Origin of the sequence: Hydrogenophaga sp. (genome assembly GCF_051007235.1) — a bacterium.
Classification (GTDB): Bacteria; Pseudomonadota; Gammaproteobacteria; order Burkholderiales; family Burkholderiaceae_C; genus Hydrogenophaga.
In genome coordinates, this window is sequence record NZ_JBPCSJ010000117.1 from 1 (window position 1) to 16,950 (window position 16,950).

General features: G+C 71.3%; 21 protein-coding genes. 15 read left to right on the forward strand and 6 right to left on the reverse strand.

Annotation, left to right across the window (positions count from 1 at the left end; translation table 11 throughout):
• Positions 1–313 (forward strand): DUF1631 family protein (locus ACR2JA_RS04325; RefSeq protein WP_434007887.1); only part of this gene is annotated, 313 nt, incomplete at its 5' end.
• Positions 314–464: 151 nt separating this feature from the next.
• Here the strand turns inward: ACR2JA_RS04325 and dprA are convergent.
• Together dprA and ACR2JA_RS04335 are read right to left on the reverse strand one after the other, a co-directional pair.
• Positions 465–1,562: a DNA-processing protein DprA gene (gene dprA / locus ACR2JA_RS04330; protein WP_434007888.1), complete on the reverse strand. Its 1,098-nt coding sequence runs from the start codon at positions 1,560–1,562 to the stop codon at positions 465–467.
• Between the two features lie 13 nt (positions 1,563–1,575).
• A complete protein-coding gene (locus tag ACR2JA_RS04335) occupies positions 1,576–2,802 on the reverse strand; it encodes a LysM peptidoglycan-binding domain-containing protein (RefSeq protein WP_434007889.1) in 1,227 nt (408 codons plus the stop codon).
• 258 nt (positions 2,803–3,060) lie between these two features.
• Between ACR2JA_RS04335 and def the strand changes: the two genes are divergently transcribed.
• The 4 genes from def (at position 3,061) to ACR2JA_RS04355 (ending at position 5,767) form a co-directional block, all read left to right on the forward strand.
• On the forward strand, positions 3,061–3,579 hold the full coding sequence (gene def / locus ACR2JA_RS04340) for a peptide deformylase (RefSeq protein ID WP_434007890.1): 519 nt from the start codon (positions 3,061–3,063) through the stop codon (positions 3,577–3,579).
• Between the two features lie 67 nt (positions 3,580–3,646).
• The gene (locus ACR2JA_RS04345) at positions 3,647–4,696 is read left to right on the forward strand and encodes a methionyl-tRNA formyltransferase (RefSeq protein WP_434007891.1); all 1,050 of its coding nucleotides are present in this window, start codon (positions 3,647–3,649) and stop codon (positions 4,694–4,696) included.
• Positions 4,696–5,439 carry an AzlC family ABC transporter permease gene (locus ACR2JA_RS04350; protein ID WP_434007892.1) on the forward strand — a complete coding sequence of 248 codons (744 nt, stop codon included), beginning with the start codon at positions 4,696–4,698 and terminating at the stop codon, positions 5,437–5,439. Before ACR2JA_RS04345 ends, ACR2JA_RS04350 begins: the two co-directional genes overlap by 1 nt.
• Positions 5,432–5,767, forward strand: a complete 336-nt coding sequence (locus ACR2JA_RS04355; protein WP_434007893.1) for an AzlD domain-containing protein — start codon at positions 5,432–5,434, stop codon at positions 5,765–5,767. The genes ACR2JA_RS04350 and ACR2JA_RS04355 overlap by 8 nt, the downstream gene beginning before the upstream one ends.
• Positions 5,768–5,896: 129 nt before the next feature.
• Here the strand turns inward: ACR2JA_RS04355 and ACR2JA_RS04360 are convergent, their stop codons facing one another.
• Entirely contained in the window at positions 5,897–6,640 is a 744-nt protein-coding gene (locus ACR2JA_RS04360) for a phosphatase PAP2 family protein (protein WP_434007894.1), read from the reverse strand.
• Positions 6,641–6,736: 96 nt separating this feature from the next.
• Between ACR2JA_RS04360 and ACR2JA_RS04365 the strand changes: the two genes are divergently transcribed.
• The 3 genes from ACR2JA_RS04365 to ACR2JA_RS04375 all read left to right on the forward strand — a co-directional run bounded on the left by ACR2JA_RS04365 (position 6,737) and on the right by ACR2JA_RS04375 (position 10,632).
• Positions 6,737–7,459 (forward strand): response regulator, encoded by a 723-nt coding sequence (locus tag ACR2JA_RS04365; protein ID WP_434007895.1) that lies wholly within the window; start codon positions 6,737–6,739, stop codon positions 7,457–7,459.
• Positions 7,456–8,865, forward strand: coding sequence for a sensor histidine kinase (locus ACR2JA_RS04370; protein ID WP_434007896.1), 1,410 nt, complete (start codon positions 7,456–7,458; stop codon positions 8,863–8,865). Before ACR2JA_RS04365 ends, ACR2JA_RS04370 begins: the two co-directional genes overlap by 4 nt.
• Positions 8,866–8,937: 72 nt before the next feature.
• A complete protein-coding gene (locus ACR2JA_RS04375; RefSeq protein ID WP_434007897.1) occupies positions 8,938–10,632 on the forward strand; it encodes a phosphoethanolamine transferase in 1,695 nt (564 codons plus the stop codon).
• Between the two features lie 16 nt (positions 10,633–10,648).
• Here the strand turns inward: ACR2JA_RS04375 and ACR2JA_RS04380 are convergent, their stop codons facing one another.
• Genes ACR2JA_RS04380 through ACR2JA_RS04390 form a run of 3 tightly spaced genes read right to left on the reverse strand, consistent with a single transcriptional unit; the run spans position 10,649 to position 13,085 of the window.
• Positions 10,649–12,061 carry an ATP-binding protein gene (locus ACR2JA_RS04380; RefSeq protein WP_434007898.1) on the reverse strand — a complete coding sequence of 471 codons (1,413 nt, stop codon included), beginning with the start codon at positions 12,059–12,061 and terminating at the stop codon, positions 10,649–10,651.
• Complete coding sequence (locus tag ACR2JA_RS04385; RefSeq protein ID WP_434007899.1) at positions 12,058–12,717, reverse strand: response regulator transcription factor; 660 nt, start codon at positions 12,715–12,717, stop codon at positions 12,058–12,060. The genes ACR2JA_RS04380 and ACR2JA_RS04385 overlap by 4 nt, the downstream gene beginning before the upstream one ends.
• 11 nt (positions 12,718–12,728) lie before the next feature.
• Positions 12,729–13,085 carry a PepSY domain-containing protein gene (locus ACR2JA_RS04390; RefSeq protein WP_434007900.1) on the reverse strand — a complete coding sequence of 119 codons (357 nt, stop codon included), beginning with the start codon at positions 13,083–13,085 and terminating at the stop codon, positions 12,729–12,731.
• Positions 13,086–13,212: 127 nt separating this feature from the next.
• On the opposite strand from ACR2JA_RS04390, the gene ACR2JA_RS04395 reads away from it, so the two are divergent.
• The 7 genes from ACR2JA_RS04395 to pgk form a co-directional block, all read left to right on the forward strand.
• Entirely contained in the window at positions 13,213–13,764 is a 552-nt protein-coding gene (locus ACR2JA_RS04395; RefSeq protein ID WP_434007901.1) for a hypothetical protein, read from the forward strand.
• A gap of 123 nt (positions 13,765–13,887) precedes the next feature.
• Positions 13,888–14,310, forward strand: coding sequence for a DUF1924 domain-containing protein (locus ACR2JA_RS04400; protein WP_434007902.1), 423 nt, complete (start codon positions 13,888–13,890; stop codon positions 14,308–14,310).
• A gap of 17 nt (positions 14,311–14,327) precedes the next feature.
• Positions 14,328–14,837: a diheme cytochrome c gene (locus ACR2JA_RS04405; protein ID WP_434007903.1), complete on the forward strand. Its 510-nt coding sequence runs from the start codon at positions 14,328–14,330 to the stop codon at positions 14,835–14,837.
• A 20-nt stretch (positions 14,838–14,857) separates the two neighbouring features.
• A complete protein-coding gene (locus ACR2JA_RS04410; RefSeq protein WP_434007904.1) occupies positions 14,858–15,616 on the forward strand; it encodes a cytochrome b/b6 domain-containing protein in 759 nt (252 codons plus the stop codon).
• 28 nt (positions 15,617–15,644) lie between these two features.
• Positions 15,645–15,809: a rubredoxin gene (locus ACR2JA_RS04415; protein ID WP_434007905.1), complete on the forward strand. Its 165-nt coding sequence runs from the start codon at positions 15,645–15,647 to the stop codon at positions 15,807–15,809.
• An 84-nt stretch (positions 15,810–15,893) separates the two neighbouring features.
• Positions 15,894–16,445 carry a phosphatase PAP2 family protein gene (locus tag ACR2JA_RS04420; RefSeq protein WP_434007906.1) on the forward strand — a complete coding sequence of 184 codons (552 nt, stop codon included), beginning with the start codon at positions 15,894–15,896 and terminating at the stop codon, positions 16,443–16,445.
• Positions 16,446–16,555: 110 nt separating this feature from the next.
• Positions 16,556–16,950: phosphoglycerate kinase (pgk, locus tag ACR2JA_RS04425; protein WP_434007907.1), on the forward strand; the 395-nt coding region annotated here is incomplete at its 3' end.

Here is a 16,950-nt window from a genome sequence, read left to right on the forward strand (position 1 = left end):
GATCCGCCACGGGGGCAGCCAGCCCAACGAGGCCATGCGCGCCTGGGCGGTGGAGCTGCAGATCGGTTCCTGGTTCGGTCTGGACCACAACGGCAAGCTCAACAGCGTGCAGCTGGCCTGGCGCAGCCAGCGCGGGCAGCTCTACCTGTTCGTCACCAACGGCGGGCGGTGCTTCCTGGTCCAGGCCAACCGTGTGGCGGCCTATCTGCAGGCTGGTCTTCTGGTGCCCAGCGAAGACGAGGCGCTCACCGTGCGCGCCACGCGCGCTGCGCTGGCCAAGCTGGATGCCAACCCAGAGCGTTTGTTGACTTAGTTCACCCCGGGTCTTGAACACCCCCGCGCCGCGCCTGCGGCGCGTCACCCCCTCAAGGGGGCCACACGAGCAGCCCGGCAGAGCCGGTTCCGCCGTGTTCTCGATCAGAAATCCCTCGCGCCGGATGCGTGCCGAGTCGCGTTGCTTCGTTTCAGCTTTGCCCGATGCGTTGCAGCAGTCCCCCAGGCAGGCGGCCGAGGTGGCCGTCCAGTTCGAGTTCGAGCAGGCGGGCCTGCAGCGTGGCGGTGTCCAGGCCGCAGCGGGCTTGCAGCGTGTCCAGGCTCACCGGGTCGAAACCCATCACGGCCAGCAGGCTGTCTTCGGCGGCCGGTTCTGGTGCGGGCGAGCGCGGTTGTGCAAACGGGTCGGGGACGCGCAGCTCTTCGAGAATGTCCTGCGCGGATTCCACCAGTTTCGCGCCTTGCCGGATCAGCGCGTGGCAACCGCGGGCCTGCGGTGAATGAATGGAACCCGGGATGGCGAACACCTCGCGCCCCTGCTCGGCGGCCTGGCGCGCGGTGATGAGCGAGCCCGATTGCAGCGCCGCCTCGACCACCAGCGTGCCTTGTGACAGGCCGGCGATGATGCGGTTGCGCTTGGGAAAGTTGGGCGATAGCGGCGGCGTGCCCAGGGGGTATTCGCTCACCAGGGCCCCCTGGGCCGCGATACGGTGCGCCAAGTCACGGTGGCGGCTGGGGTAGACACGGTCCAGCCCGGTGCCGACGACAGCAATGGTCGGTGCACCGGCTTCCAGTGCGCCCTCGTGCGCCGCGCCATCCACCCCCAGCGCCAGCCCTGAGACCACACACACACCGGCCTGGCCGAGCGCGTGCGCGAACTGGCGCGCGTTGAGGGCGCCTTGTGGCGTGGGGTTGCGGCTGCCGACGATGGCCAGCCGCAGCGCGTGCTGCAAAGCGCCCAGCTGGCCCCGCACATAGAGCAGCAGGGGTGGGTCCTGGGTTTGCAGCAGTTCGGCCGGGTAGCGCGGATCGCCCAGTGTCAGCACATGGCGGTCGTCGCCCTCGGCCAACCAGGCATCGAGCCGCTCCAGCGCCTGCGGCAGCTCAGCCGGCGGGTTGGCCATCGCCTCGGCCACGCGGGCGCTGGTCACGGCCTTGAGGGCGCTGAAGTCCTGTTGCCACACCGCTTCGGGCGAACCAAAGGCGGTCAGCAGCTTGCGCGCGGTCTCGTTGCCGACGCCGTCAGTCAACAGCAGCCGCAGCCAGGCGGTGCGCTCGTCCGGGCCCATGGCGGCGGGCCGTTCAGGGGTTGGTGAAGCGGTCACCCACCTTGGCGCCATCAGCGACTTGCAGCACCAGCGCGTAGGACAGCTTGTCGAAGGTGCGGAACACCATCACCAGGCCGTTGCGTTCGCCAGGCAGGCGCAGCATCGGACGCGCTTCATCGGTCTTGTCGGCCACCAGGTTGGCGTCGCGCATCAGGGCCAGCACATGGCCGCGCTGCACGCCGTGGACGGTGCCCCGGTTGATGGTGATCACCTGGTTCTGGCCGGCGTAGGTGACGCCGTTGCCGTAGACCGAGACGATCTGGCCACTCAGGGCGCTGGCCGGTGCGCTGGGCACGTAGTACGAGAAGTCGCGCGGGGGCTCGGGCAACAGCCGGTCGCCGACGCGCATTTCTTCCTTGGCGGCCACGATGTCGAGGGTGGCCGGCACGATCTCGGTCTGCGACTTGCCGTCGGCGCCGGGGCTGCTCACCAGGCTTTCGCCGCGCTGCAGCGTCGCCTTGCCCAGGTACTGCGCCTCGTAACCGAGCACTTCGCCGGTGGTCGGGTCCTTGAGCGGGACGGCGTTGCGGAACACCCGGAAGTCGTTGGGCTGGCCGGCGCTGCCCAGGGCGGTGCCGCTGGGGCTGCTGCCGTACTGGCCACGGGCATAGGCGCGGTCGCCTTTGGTCAGCAGCACCCGGTTCTCGGGCGCGGCGACGATGCGCGGCGCCTGCGAGAACGTGGCTTCGTCCACGATCAGGGCTTCGGTCAGGAAGGCTTCGATGGCCTGCAGGTTGACCGGCGGGATGGCCGTGTCGGACAGGCTGTCGTAGCGCGTGCGGGGCGAGACCTTGATGGTGCCGCCGCTGTCGGCCGCCGCACCCGGCGGCACGGTGGACAGGGTGGCACGACCATCGGACTTGTGCAGGTACAGGGTCTGTCCGGGGTAGATCAGGTGCGGGTTGCGGATCGCCTGCAGGTTCATGCCCCACAGCTCGGGCCAGCGCCACGGGCTCTTGAGGAACAGGCTGGAAATCGCCCACAGCGTGTCGCCGCGCTTGATGGTGTAGCTGTCGGGCGCGTTGGGCGCCAGTTCGGACAAGGGCACACCCGCCTGGGCAACCTGCTCGGCGGTGGTCCGCTGGCCCGGTGTGATGGGGAAGTTCTGCGCCCAGGTGCTGCCGGTGGCCAGCAGGGCCAGCGCGGCGGTGGCACCCGCCAGGGGGCGGAGGAGGACGGACGGGCGGCGGTTCAATGGCATGTGTGGGTCCCGGCGAGCGCTTCCGCCCCGGTGCCGCCCGCCAGGGGCCAAAGCAGGGCGCGGGCGCGCTTTTTGTCTTGACAATTCGCATTTGATTTTGCGCCCAACCCCTTGATTAGGCAATGTTTATGGCCGGCGGTACGCCCGCGCGTGCGCAAAAGTGGCGAAAATAGCGACAAACCCGTCAGCCCGCCGCACAGCCTGCGCCGCCCATCCCCCGGGGGCGGCCGGCTGGCGTTTTTCCGCGTTTCTCCGCCCATGAACCCGCCCCAGCCTTTGCCCATCCTGCGTTACCCCGACCCGCGCCTGCACACCGTGGCCCAGCCCGTCGCGGCGGTGGACGCGCGCATCCGCGACCTGATCGCCCGCATGTTCGCCACCATGTACGACGCCAGCGGCATTGGCCTGGCCGCCACGCAGGTGGACGTGCACGAACGCCTCATCGTGATCGACGTCAGCGAAACGCGCGACCAGCCCATGGTGCTGATCAACCCCGAAATCGAATGGTCCAGCCCTGAGAAACGCAAGGGTGAAGAGGGCTGCCTTTCGGTGCCCGGCATCTACGACGGTGTGGAGCGTTCCATCGCCGTGAAGGTGCGCGCGCTCGATGGCGAAGGCCAGAGCCGCGTGATCGACGCCGAGGGCATGCTGGCGGTGTGCATCCAGCACGAGATGGACCATTTAATGGGCAAGGTGTTCGTCGAATACCTCTCACCGCTCAAGCAGGGCCGTATCAAGACCAAGCTGGTCAAGGCCGAGCGCGACGCCCGACGTTGAGCCACACCGGACGGCAGTGGCCCGGGGCCGCGGCGCCCGACCGATCTCGCCAGACACCCTACTTTCTATGCGCATCATCTTCGCCGGCACGCCGGAATTCGCCCGTGTGGCGCTGGAGCGGCTGCACGCCGCGGGTTTCGAGATCCCGCTGGTACTGACCCAGCCCGACCGGCCGGCCGGCCGTGGCATGAAGCTGCAGGCTTCGCCCGTCAAACAGTTCGCGCTGGACCACGGCATCGCGGTGTCGCAGCCCCGCAGCCTGCGGCTCGATGGCAGGTACCCCGATGACGCCGCGGCGGCGCGCGACGCCATCGTGGCCGCGCGGGCCGACGCGATGGTGGTCGCCGCCTACGGGCTGATCCTGCCGCAATGGGTGCTCGGCGCCATGGCCGACGCCGGGCCGCCCCAAGACGGCCACGCCCCCTTGGGGGGCAGCGCACCACGCGAAGCGGGAAGCGTGGGGGCACGGGGTCTCGGCTGCTTGAACATCCACGCCTCGCTGCTGCCGCGCTGGCGCGGCGCTGCGCCCATCCACCGTGCCATCGAGGCCGGTGACGCGGAAACCGGCGTGACCATCATGCAGATGGACGCCGGGCTGGACACCGGCGACATGCTGCTGGTCGAGCGCCTGCCGATTGGAGCCACCGACACCACGGGCAGTCTGCACGACCGGCTGGCCACCCTGGGCGGCCGGATGATCGTCGAGGCGCTGGAAATCGCGGCCTGCGGCGGCCTGAAGCCGGTGCCGCAGCCGACCGACGGCGTGACCTACGCGCACAAGATCGAGAAGGCCGAAGCGGCCATCGACTGGTCGTTGCCCGCCGCGGTGCTGGAGCGCCGTGTGCGCGCCTTCAACCCCTTCCCGGGCGCGGGCAGCGCGATGGACGGCGAGGCGGTCAAAGTCTGGTCGGCCCATGCCGACGCGGCCGGTGCGGCCGGCGCCCGACCTGGTCAGGTGCTGGCGGCCGACGGACACGGCATCCGCGTGGCGACCGGCGACGGTGTGCTGGTGCTGACCGAGCTGCAGCGCGCCGGCGGCAAGCGCCTGCCGGTCGCCGACTTCCTGCGCGGGTTTGCCATTGCGCCCGGCCAAGTGTTCGACGCACCGGTGGCCTGATGTTCTACCAGTCCCACCACCGCCGCCACGCCGAGTTTTGGGAGGGCATCCGCGACCAGGCGTCGGTCGCCATGGGCATCGCCGCCTGGGGCTTGATGACCGGCGTGGCCATGGTCCAGTCCGGGCTGTCGGCGCTCGAAGCCCTGCTCATGACGCTGATCGTCTACGCCGGCAGCGCGCAGCTGGCCGCGGTGCCCATGATCGCCGCGGGCGCGCCGCTGTGGGTGATCCTGGCCGCGGCTTTCTGCGTGAACCTGCGCTTCGTCGTGTTCTCGGCCCACCTGCGGCCCTACCTGATGCACCTGCCTCGCTGGCAGCGCATGGTCACCGGCTACGTCACGGGCGACCTGAGCTATGTGTTCTTCGCGCGCCGCTTCCCGCACCCGGGCCAGAGCGCCGACGAGCTGGCGCGCCAGCAGGCTTACCTGATGGGCAACTGCGCGGTGAACTACCTGGCCTGGATGACGGCCAGCGTGGCCGGCGTGGCGCTGGCCAATGCCATCCCCACCGCGTGGGGGCTGGGCTTTGCTGGCATCCTGGCGCTGCTGGGCGTGCTCAGTTCGCTGGCCTCGTCGCCGCTGCGCATCGTCTCGGCCGGTGTGGCCGGTGCGGCGGCGGTGGCGGCCTGGGCGCTGCCGCTCAAGCTCAACATCCTGACGGCCATTGCCTGCGCGGTGGCGCTGTGCCTGCTGCTGGAGAAAACGCCGCCGTTCCGCCACGATCCAGGGGCCGGTCATGCTTGAACTCGATCCCTGGAACCTGCTGACCTTCGTGCTGCTGGGCGTGGTCACCGTGGTCACGCGCGGCTTCTTCTTCATCTCCAGCAAGCCCTGGACGCTGCCGCACTGGGCGCAGCGTGGCCTGCAGTACGCACCCATCGCTGCCCTGTCCGCCGTTGTGATCCCCGAGGTGGTGACCACCCAGGGCGTGCTGGTGCAGACCTGGATGGACGCCCGCCTGTTCGCTGCGGCGGCGGGCGTGGCCTGGTTCTTCTGGCAGCGCAGCGTGCTGGGCACCATCGTGGCCGGCATGGCGGTCTACCTACCGCTGCATATCGGCCTGGGCTGGTAAGGCATTGGGCCCCCACGCTCCGCCGCTGCGCGGGTCGCTGCCCCCCGTGGGGGCTGTTTCGGCTTGGGGCGGCCCGGCGCCGAAACCCTGGGTCTTTACGCTCCGGCGCAGCGCGGCGGGGGTGTTTTCCTACCTGACCCAGCGCTGGGCAATGCGCCAGCCGGCCAGCGACACGCCCGCGCAGATCACCAGCGTCCACAGCGTGTGGCTGGGGTAGTGGGCGCCGCGCACGGTCTGCACCGCGCCGGCCACCGCGCCGGCCACCAGCAAAAAGCCCAGCCAGCGCCAGCCCGCGGCCGGGGCGCGTGAGCGGCCGGCCGCGGGCATCAGCCACGGCAGGCACAGGCCCAGGAAGGCATAGGCGCTGGAGGCGTGACCGCCCGGGAAGCAGCGGCCGCTGCCGCCGTCGCTCACGCCCAGGGTCCAGTGCGACACGTACTGCGCCGGGCCGCCAAAGGCGTTCAGGTCCCATGGGCAGCTGGTCTGGCTGGCGTTCTTGATCAGGTTCACCGCCAGCAGGCTCAGCGCGATCAGCACTGCGACGGTCACGCGCTCGCGCCGCGGCAGCGTCCACAGCGCCGCCGGGCCGCGCTGCCAGCGCACCGGCCAGACGGCCCAGACCCAGATCAGCAGATAAAACAGCACGGCGGCCTGCCGCACCGCGTCGTGCAGCACGCGCGAGAGCAGCCACTGGTCGCGCAGCGCAAAACCCTGCGGGCCGCCGATGAGCTGCATCACCGCCAGGTCGACGCCCATCCAGTCCCACAGCAGGGTCAGGCCCAGGGCGATCAGCCACCAGCGGGCCAGGGGGATGGACCCGCTGGACACCGGGGCGGCGGCAGCGGAGGACGTGGCGGTGGCGGGTGGCGGCATGGGGGCGGAGTTTCGGTGTTGCAGGTTAAGAAAGCCTTAAGCGCATTCCAGATAATGCAAAGGCATTGACACGGTGGGCGCTGCCCGGAGACTGACATGCGTATTTTGGTGGTGGAAGACGATGCGGGCATCGCCAGCGGCCTGACGGCTTCGCTGCGGCAGGCCGGTTATGCGGTGGACGCGTGCGGCACGCTCGCGGCGGCGTGGGCGTCGTTGTGCGTGGAGCCGTTCGACGCCGTGCTGCTGGACCTGGGCCTGCCCGATGGCGATGGCCTGGACCTGCTGGCGCGCCTGCGCGGCCTGGGCCAGCGCAGCGCGGGCGGCACGTCCATGCCGCACAAGGACATGCCGGTGCTGATCATGACCGCGCGCGACGGCGTGAACGACTGCATCACCGGGCTGGACGGCGGGGCGGACGACTACATCGTCAAACCCTTCGACGCCAACGAGCTGCTGGCCCGCCTGCGCGCCATGCTGCGGCGCGCCGCCGGGCGCAGCAAGCCAGTCATCGAACACGGCCACCTGGTGCTGGACCCGGCCACCCGCAGCGTGGAGCTGGCGGGCCAGCCAGTCAGCCTGGGCGGGCGTGAGTTCGCCCTGCTGCTGACGCTGCTGCAGGCGCGGCCGCAGGTGCTGTCCAAGTCGCGGCTGGAGTCGGCGCTGTACGGTTTTGGCGAGGCGCTGGAGAGCAATGCCATCGAAGTGCACGTGCACCACCTGCGGCGCAAGCTGGGCGAGTCGCTGATCAAGACCGTGCGCGGCGTGGGCTACTTCATCCCGCGCGACGACGCCACGCCGCCGGTGCCGGCCCGCACATGAGCGCACGCCCGGCCGGTCCGACGGGTGAACGCCCCGCGGAGGCTCCCACGGAGGGGCATCCTGCGGGGGCACCCGCCATTCCGCTGGTGCGCGCGCAGCGTGAGCTCTGGCGCCACCTCTGGAACTGGACGCTGGGCGCCCTGCTGGTGGTCTGGCTGACGCTGGTGGCGGTGGCCTGGTACACCGGTCACCATGAGGCCGAAGAGATCACCGACGGGCAGCTGATGGCCGTCGCGCGCCTGTGGCTGGTGGCCGAACCCGGGCCCGTGCCGTCGCCCTCCGAACCGCTGGACCGCCGCCGGGTGAAAGCCTATGTGCAGGACCTGGCCGTGCTGCAGTGGGTGGACGACCGTCTGGTCGCCGACACGCACGGCATGGCCACCGGGCTGGGCTGGGCATCGGCGCCTGCGCCGGGCCTGTCGCAACAGGCCTATCGGGGCCCCCAGGGGCGCAGCGAGTGGCGCATGTACGTGGCCGAAGACCGCACTGGCGGCCAGACGCGCCGCGTGGCGGTGCTGATGGACATGGCGCAGCGCTACGACCTGGGCCGCGATGTGGCCGAACACGTGGCGCGGCCCGCGCTGCTGCTGCTGCCCCTGATCGCGCTGGTGCTGTGGTGGACCATCCGCCGCGGCCTGCGCCCGCTGGAACACCTCTCGCGCGAGGTGGCGGCGCTGGACACGGCCCACGGCCAGCGGCTGGACGACCGGCAGCGTTTTCGCGAGTTCTCCAGCACCGTCACCGCGATCAACACCCTGGTCGACACGCTGCAGACCCGCGCCCAGCGCGAACGGGAGTTCGCGTCCGACGTGGCGCACGAGCTGCGCACGCCGCTCTCGGCCATCGCGCTGCAGGCGCGCGCCGCACAGACCGAGCCCACGCCCGAGCACCTGCAGCGGCTGGAACAGGAAGCGCTGCGCGCCGGCCGCATCCTGGCGCAGCTGCTGGACCTGGCGCGGGCCCAGCGCAGCGGCGGCGCCAGCGCGCCGGTGCCCACGGCGCTGGGCGAGGTCGCGGCCGGGCTGATCGCGGCGCACGCCCAGCAGGCCCACGACAGCGGCCACGAGCTGTCGCTGGTGCAGCCTGAAGCGCCGGTCACGGTGCGTGTGAGCCCCATGCTGCTGGAGCTGGCGCTGCGCAACCTGATCGCCAACGCGCTGCGCCACACGCCGCCCGGCACCCAGGTGGCGGTCGAGGTCTGGCAAGATGCGCGCGCTTGCGGTGTGTCCGTCAGCGACGACGGACAGCGCGCCGATGCGCCGGCCGTCCGCGCCGCCGACACCCACGGCCTGGGCCTGGGGCTGCGCCTGGTCGAGCGCATGGCCGAACAAATGGGCGGCCAGCTGGTGCGCGACACCGGGCAACCGCCCATGACCACCTGTTTCACCCTGCGCTGGAGCGACTGACCTCCCCCGGCCCATTGACCGCTTGCGCAGCGCCATCCCGGCGCCGTGCAGGCCACTGACCAAGACCTCTGCATGTCCTTTCTCTACGCGAAAACCGGCACCCGACGTTCCCCTGCCCACCCCTCGCCGGCCGCCGGGCGCCGGCCGGTGCACGGCGTCTGGTGGCTGGCCCTGTGGCTGGCCGTGGTGGGCAACCTGCCCCTGTGGCAGCGCATCGCCGACATCGCCACCCAGCCGGCACAGCGCGCCACCTTGCTGCTGGTCATGGGCGGGCTGGTGTTCGGTGCGACGGCCGCGCTGCTGTCGCTGCTGGCCTGGCCGCGCGTGTTCCGGCCACTGGTCACGGTGCTGGTGCTGGTCTCGGCCTTCAACACCCACTTCATGTGGCAGTACGGCGTGGTGATCGACCCCACCATGCTGGCCAACGTCGCCCAGACCGATGCGCGCGAGGTGCGCGACCTGCTGTCGCTGCGTCTGCTGGGCACGGTGCTGCTGGTGGCCGGCCCGCCGCTGTGGTGGATCTGGCGCCGCCCGGTCACCTGGGGCCGCTGGCTGCCGCAGACCGGCCGCAACCTGCTGGGCGGCGTGTCCGGTCTGGTCGTGGCCGTGGCCGTCGCCCTGGCGGGCTACCAGGGCCTGGCCTCGCTGATGCGCAACCACAAGCCGCTGCGCTACATGATCAACCCGCTCAACAGCGTGTACGCCGCCACCCGCCTGGCCGCCGACCAGCTGCCCAGGCAGGTCCGCGCCCTCCAGCCGGTGGGCGAAGACGCACAGCTGGGTGCCCGCTACGCGCAGCAGCCGCGCCCGCCCTTGCTGGTGGTGGTGGTGGGTGAAACCGCGCGCGCGCAGAACTGGGGCCTCAACGGCTACGCCCGCCCCAACACGCCCGTGCTGGCGCAGTGGCAGGCCAAGGGCCTGGTCAACTTCCCCGACGTGCACTCCTGCGGCACCAACACCCAGGTCTCGGTGCCCTGCATCTTCTCGCCGCTCACGCGCGAGCAGGGCGGCGACCAGACCGCCGAGCACCAGAACCTGCTGGACGTGCTGCAGCGCGCCGGCCTGGCCGTGCTGTGGCTGGACAACCAGTCCGGCTGCAAAGGCGTGTGCGACCGCGTGCCCAACGCCAGCACGCGCGAGCTGAAGCTGCCCGAGCTGTGCGAGGGCGGCGAATGTTTCGACGAAGCCATGCTGCACGGCCTGGACGAGCGCATCGCCGCGCTGGACCCGCAGCGCCGCGCGCGCGGCGTGGTGCTGGTGCTGCACCAGATGGGCAGCCACGGCCCGGCCTACTTCAAGCGCACGCCGGCCGCGCGCAAGGTCTTCATGCCCGAGTGCACCAGCAACACCCTGTCCGAATGCCCGCCGGAGCAGCTGCTCAACGCCTACGACAACACCATCGCCTACACCGACCACTTCCTGGGCCAGACCCTGCAGTGGCTGCAGAAACAGGCCGACCAGGGCACCTACGACACCGGCCTGCTGTACTTCTCGGACCACGGCGAGTCGCTGGGCGAAAAGGGCCTGTACCTGCACGGCGTGCCGTACGCGTTCGCGCCCGAGCAGCAGACCCGCGTGCCCATGGTAACCTGGCTGTCCGCTGGCCTGCAGCAGCGCAGCGGCGTCAAGGCCGACTGCCTGCGCGAGCAGGCGGCCAAGCCGCTGTCACACGACAACGTGTTCCATTCGGTGCTGGGGCTGATGGACGTGAAGACCGCGGTGCACGACCCGGCGCTGGACCTGTACGCGCCCTGCGCCGGGCGCTGAACCAGCGATTGATTTGTCAGACCGCGGCCGGCAGCGACAGGCGGGCGCTCAGACCGCCCAGGTCGCTGGTGTCCAGCGTCAGCGCGCCGCCATAGAGCTGCGCCAGTTCCACCACGATGGCCAGGCCCAGGCCGCTGCCGGGCGTGGATTCGTCCAGCCGCACACCTCGCTGCAGCACCGCGGCGCGCTGCTCGGGCGCGATGCCGGGGCCGTCGTCGTCCACCGTGATCTGCAGTTGCCGGCCCTCGTGCCGCGCGCTCACGCGCACCGCGCCGCGGGCGCTGCGGCAGGCGTTGTCCAGCAGGTTGCCCAGCATTTCCTGCAGGTCCTGCTCTTCGCCGGCAAAGGCGGCATCGGCGGTCTGTTCACCCGTCGACAGGTCCAGCCCGCGCCCGGCGTGCAGCTTGTCCATCACCCGCAGCAGGCCGGCCAGCAAGGGCGCCAGCGGCGTGCGCTGACCGGGCAAGCCCTGCGACGCGGCCACGCGGGCGCGCGCCAGGTGCCAGTGGATGTGGCGCTGCGCCACCTGCACCTGCTCGGCCACCAGCGGCGCCAGCCCGCTCTGCGGCGCCTGCGCCGCGGCGTTGCCCAGCACGGCCAGCGGCGTCTTGAGCGCGTGCGCCAGGTTGCCCGCCTGCGTGCGCGCGCGCTCCACCACCTCGGCGTTGCGGTCGAGCACGCCGTTGAAGTCGTCGATCAGCGGCTGCACCTCCGTCGGGAAGCGGCCTTGCAGCCGCGCCGTGCGGCCCTCGCGCACCTGCTGCAGCGCGCGCTGCATGCCTTTGAGCGGTGACAGGCCCACGGCCACCTGGGCCAGCGCGGCCAGCGCCAGCAGCACGCCCAGGCCCGCCAGCGACGCGGCCAGCACGCCGTTGAAGTCGTCCGCCGCGGCCAGCGCCGCGCGCGTGTCGGCCGCCACCATCAGGCGCCAGCGCGCCTGCGGCTGCTCGGGCACCTGCAGCGAGCGCTCGACGATGCGCAGCGCGTCGCCCTGCGGGCCGGTGCTGTCGTGCGTGTGCAGGCCACCGTCGGCCAGCGGGTCGGGGTCCAGCGCCAGTTGCGCGTCCCACAGCGAGCGCGAGCGCAGCACGCCGCGGCGCGTCTGGCCGTCGGCGCTGACCTGGTCAAGCTGCCAGTACAGGCCCGAATAGGGCTTCTCCAGCCGCGGGTCGGACAGGCGGCGCGGGTCGATCACCGGCTGGCCCTGGGCGTCGAACTCCAGCCGCGCGGTCAGCTGGTCCAGCTGCAGCACCAGGGTGGCGTCGAACTGGCGCAGCACGTGGTCGCGGAACAGGCCGCTGAGCCAGCCGTGTGCGCCCGTCAGCGCCAGCGCCAGCGTGACCAGGGTGGCGCCCAGCAAGCGCAGGCGCAGCGAACCCGGCCAGCGCCAGCCCGCAGCCGCGGCCTGCGTGCCGGGGCGCGTGGTCACGGCGCCACCAGCCGGTAGCCCAGGCCCCGCACGGTCTCGATCAGTTCGGCGGGCAGCTTCTTGCGCAGCCGGCCCACGAACACCTCGATGGTGTTGGAGTCGCGGTCGTGGTCCTGCGCGTAGATGTGTTCGGTCAGCTCGGTGCGCGAGACCACCGCGCCGGGACGGTGCATCAGGTAGTCCAGCACCTTGAATTCGTGGCTGGTGAGCGTGACCGGCTGGCCGGCCAGGGTGACGCGGCCGCTGCGCGTGTCCAGGGCCAGCTCGCCGCACTGCAGCACCGGCGAGGCCTGCCCGTTGGCCCGGCGGATCAGGCCGCGCAGCCGCGCCAGCAGCTCTTCCATGTGGAAGGGTTTGGTCAGGTAGTCGTCGGCGCCGGCGTCGATGCCGGCCACCTTCTCGCTCCAGTTGTCGCGCGCCGTCAATATCAGCACCGGCACCGTGCGCCCGGCGTCGCGCCAGCGCTTGAGCACCGAGAGGCCGTCGAGCACCGGCAGGCCCAGGTCGAGCACCGCCGCGTCGAACGCTTCGGTGTCGCCCAGAAAGTGCGCGTCGCGGCCGTTGTCGGCCTCGTCCACCGCGTAGCCGGCCTCTGCCAGGGCGGTGCGCAGCTGCGCGCGCAAGGTGGGTTCGTCTTCGACCAGCAGGATGCGCATGGGACTTCCGTTCAGCGGCTGGACGGCCGCGCCTTGCTTTCCAGCAGCGCCGCGGTGCGCGCGTCGAGCTTGAGCTTGACCAGCTGGCCACCGGTGCGCAGCAGCTTCACTTCGTAGATCCACACGCCGTCGTCCTGTTCGAGTTCGACTTCCAGCACCTGCCCGGGCTGCTCGCGTTCCAGGCGTTCGAGCACCGTGCGCAGTGGCAGCACCTGCCCGTCCTGCACCGCCTGGCGGGCACGTTCGTGGTCGCGGTCGCTGGCCCAGGCCGGCCAGCCCAGCGCACCCAGCAGCAGCGCGGCGGCCAGTGTGGCGCGGGCGGTGCGCCGCGGGCGGTGCAGGTGCCGGGTGGGTGCGGTGTGGGGCATGGCGCGATTGTGCCGGCGCAGGCTGAACGGCAGATGAACGCGCCCTTCAGCCGGCGTACAGGTGTGGCGGCGCAGCATGGTGGTCCGGTGCCCGAGCAGCTGGGCCCTCACCACCAAGGAGTCGAACATGTCATCAAGGGGAGTCACTGTGGAACGTCTGCTGGAGCGCGGTCAGGTGATGGACGCCACGCCCGATGCCGGGCTGGCCTGGCGCGTCGAGCGCGGCCTGCTGCTCGTCCACAGCCCGGGTTCCTGGCGCCTGGCGCTGCCCGGCGACTGGCTGAACATCGAGGCCCTGTGCGGCCTGCCGCCCGACACCCGGAACACCGCGCTGATCCCCAGCCGCCTGCAGGCGCTGCCCGCCCTGCCGGCGCGAGGCAGCCACGACCTGCTCACCCGCGTGGTGCACCAGCAGCGCCAGTGGGCCGACCACCTGCTGGCCCTGCGCTCGGGCAGCGTGGAGCAGCGCATCCGCCACCTGCTGGACCTGGTGCGCCAGGCGGTGGGCGGTGCGCGCGGCGATGCCGCCGAACCCGACCTGCCGGCGCTGCGCGACATCGCCGCTCTGGTGGACGCCGCACCCGAGACCGCCTGCCGCGTGCTGGCCCGGGTGCGGCCGGCGCGCCAGTCTGCCCGCCCGGCCAGCAGCGCCCACCGGTCCGTACTGGCCTGTGCCTGAAGCTGAACCGCAGATGAACAGCGCCTTCAGACACGGTTCAAGCGCGGTTTTCAACAATCTCTCCCAACCGCTGCACACCGGCTCTTTTCCCACCGTTTCAGCCACCTCCTGAGGACGATCCCCATGAACACCACCACCCCCGCCACCCGCTTTGTCGCCGGCCTGCTGCTGATCAGCCTGGCCGCCACGCTGCTGGCCAGCACCGCGCACGCGGCCGACACCTCGCCCGCCGCCCAGTTGGCCCAGTGGAGCGCCCAGGCCGGCACGCCGGGCAACGCCGCGCGCGGCCAGACCTTCTTCAACACGAAACATGGCGGTGAATGGTCGTGTGCCTCGTGCCACGGCACGCCGCCCACGGCCGAAGGCAAACACGCCAGCACCGGCAAGCCCATCGCCCCCATGGCGCCGGCCTTCAACCCCAAGGCCTTCACCGACACCGCCAAGGTCGACAAGTGGTTCCGCCGCAACTGCAAGGACGTGCTCGCCCGCGAGTGCAGCGCCGGTGAAAAGGCCGACGTGCTGGCCTACCTGGGCAGCCTGAAATGAAGCCGGAGATGCCCGCCATGAACACCCCTCTGATCCCCCGCCTGGTGCTGCTCGCCGCTGGTCTGGTCACCCTGGGCAACGCCCTGGCCGACGGCGGCCGTGCCATGCCCGCCGTGGTGCCGCCGGCCTACACGGCCGAATGCGCGGCCTGCCACACCGCCTACCCGCCCAGCCTGCTGCCGGCGCGCTCCTGGCAACGCATCATGACCGGGCTGGACCAGCACTACGGCACCGACGCCTCGCTCGACGCCGCCACGGTCAAGCAAATCGGCGGCTGGCTGCAGGCCAACGCCGGCACCTACAAGCGCGTGACCGAAGAGCCGCCGCAGGACCGCATCACCCGCTCGGCCTGGTTCGTGCGCAAGCACGACGAGGTGGAGCCGTCGGTCTGGAAGCTGCCCAGCGTCAAGAGCGCGGCCAACTGCGCGGCCTGCCACACCGGCGCCGACAAGGGCCAGTTCGACGAACACAACCTGCGCATGCCCGCGGGCATGACGCTGCGCCAGCGCTGGGCCTGGCGCGACTGAACCTGCAACGGAGATCCACCATGCACACCGCACCCTCCCTCGACCCCCGCGCCCCGAGCGCCGCCGCCGTGCCGGCGCCCAGCCGCCGGGTCACCGACGCGCCCACGCGCATGTTCCACTGGCTGTTCGCCCTGAGCTTCGTGGGCGCCTACCTCACCGCCGAGAGCGAGCACTGGCGCCTGCTGCACGTCACGCTGGGCTACAGCTTCGCCGGCCTGCTGGTGTTCCGCGTGCTCTACGGCCTGCTGGGCCCGCGCCAGGCGGGCCTGGGCCTGCTCTGGCGCAAGCTGGGCGCCGCACCGGCCTGGCTGCGTTCGCTGCGATCGGGCAGCAACTTCAACTGGCGCCAGGGCCAGAACCTGGCCATGGCCCTGGCCGTGGTGCTGATGCTGGCGCTGGTGCTGCCGCTCACCCTCAGCGGCTACGCCACCTACAACGACTGGGGCGATGTGCTCGGCGGCGACTGGCTGGAAGAGACACACGAACTCTTTGGCAATGCCTTCCTGTTCGTGGTGCTGGCCCACCTGGCCCTGATCGCACTGCTGAGCGTGCTGCGGCGCCAGAACCAGGCCCTGCCCATGCTCACCGGCCGTGTGCCCGGCAGCGGGCCCAGCCCGGTGCGGCACAACCACGCCTGGCTGGCGGCCCTGCTGCTGCTGGCGGTGCTGGCCTTCGGCGCCTGGCAGTGGCAGGACTCGCCGCGCGGTCTGGTGCCCGGGCTGGGCAGTGGCAGCGGCAGCGGCAGTGCACTGGTCCAGGGCAGCGACCGCGACGACTGAGCCGCTCTATCCAGCACAGGAGAACCTCATGAACACCTGGATGTGTGTGGTGTGCGGCTTCATCTACGACGAAGCCACTGGTGACCCCGACAGCGGGATCGCGCCCGGCACCCGCTGGGCCGACGTGCCCGAAGGCTGGCGCTGCCCGGAATGCGGCGTCGGCAAGGCCGACGTCGTGATGTGCGCGCTCTGACCCCCGGGCGATCGGGCTGTCCGGGTTTTCACCGGGGCGCCACATAAGGTTGGGATCATGTGCCGGCCACAGCATGCCGGCACCATGACCGACCTGAACCTGCAACTGTTCCACTGGATCAACCTGGGAGCCCTGGCGCCCGCCGTTCTGCTGGGGCTGGCGAGGGCCTCGTCCACCGTCTTGCCCATCGTCCTGGTGGCGGGCATGGTCGCGGCCTCGTGTTGGCCCGACGCCCGGCTGCGCCGCGCCCTGGTGGTGGCGTTCCTGGCCATGCTGCTGGCCTGGCTGGTCTCGCGCGGCTGGTCGTCGGCCTGGCCCACGCCGCGGCCCTTCGTGCTGGGCATCGGACAGCAGTGGCTGGAGCACCGGGCCACGCCGAGCTTTCCCAGCAGCCACGCCAGCGTTGCGCTGGCCGCGGGGTTTGCGCTGTGGCGCCGCCTGCCGCACACGGTCTGGCGCTGGCTCCCGCTGGCGCTGGCCGCCCTGGTGGCCTGGAGCCGTGTGGCCCTGGGCCTGCACTTCCCGTTCGATGTGCTGGCCGGTGCCGGGGTGGCTCTTGTGAGCGGCTGGCTCGCCTGCCGGGCCATGTCCTTGCGCGGGGGCGACTGGGTGATGGCGCGACCCGCTCCAGGCTGACAGGCTCGCACGGCGCGCGCGGGCGGCGTGCACCGCCTTCCCTACAATCTTCCGGTTTGGCCTGGCGGCGTGCGCTGTCAGGCCCTTGTCCACCGCCACCGGAAACCGCCATGCAATTCATCCGCTTCTCCGATCTCTGCGCCCAAGGCAAAGCCAAGGGCCAACGCGTCTTCATCCGCGCCGACCTGAACGTGCCGCAAAACGATGCCGGCGAGATCACCGAAGACACCCGCATCCGCGCCAGCATCCCCGCCATCCAGATGGCGCTGGACGCCGGCGCCGCCGTGATGGTCACCAGCCACCTGGGCCGCCCCACCGAAGGCGAGTTCAAGCCTGAAGACTCGCTGGCCCCGGTGGCCGCGCGCATGGGCCAGCTCATGGGCCGCACCATCCCCGTGGTGGCCCACTGGGTCGATGGCGACTTCGCCGTCGCCCCCGGCGAACTGGTCATGCTGGAGAACTGCCGCCTGAACGTGGGCGAGAAGAAGAACAAGCCCGAACTGGC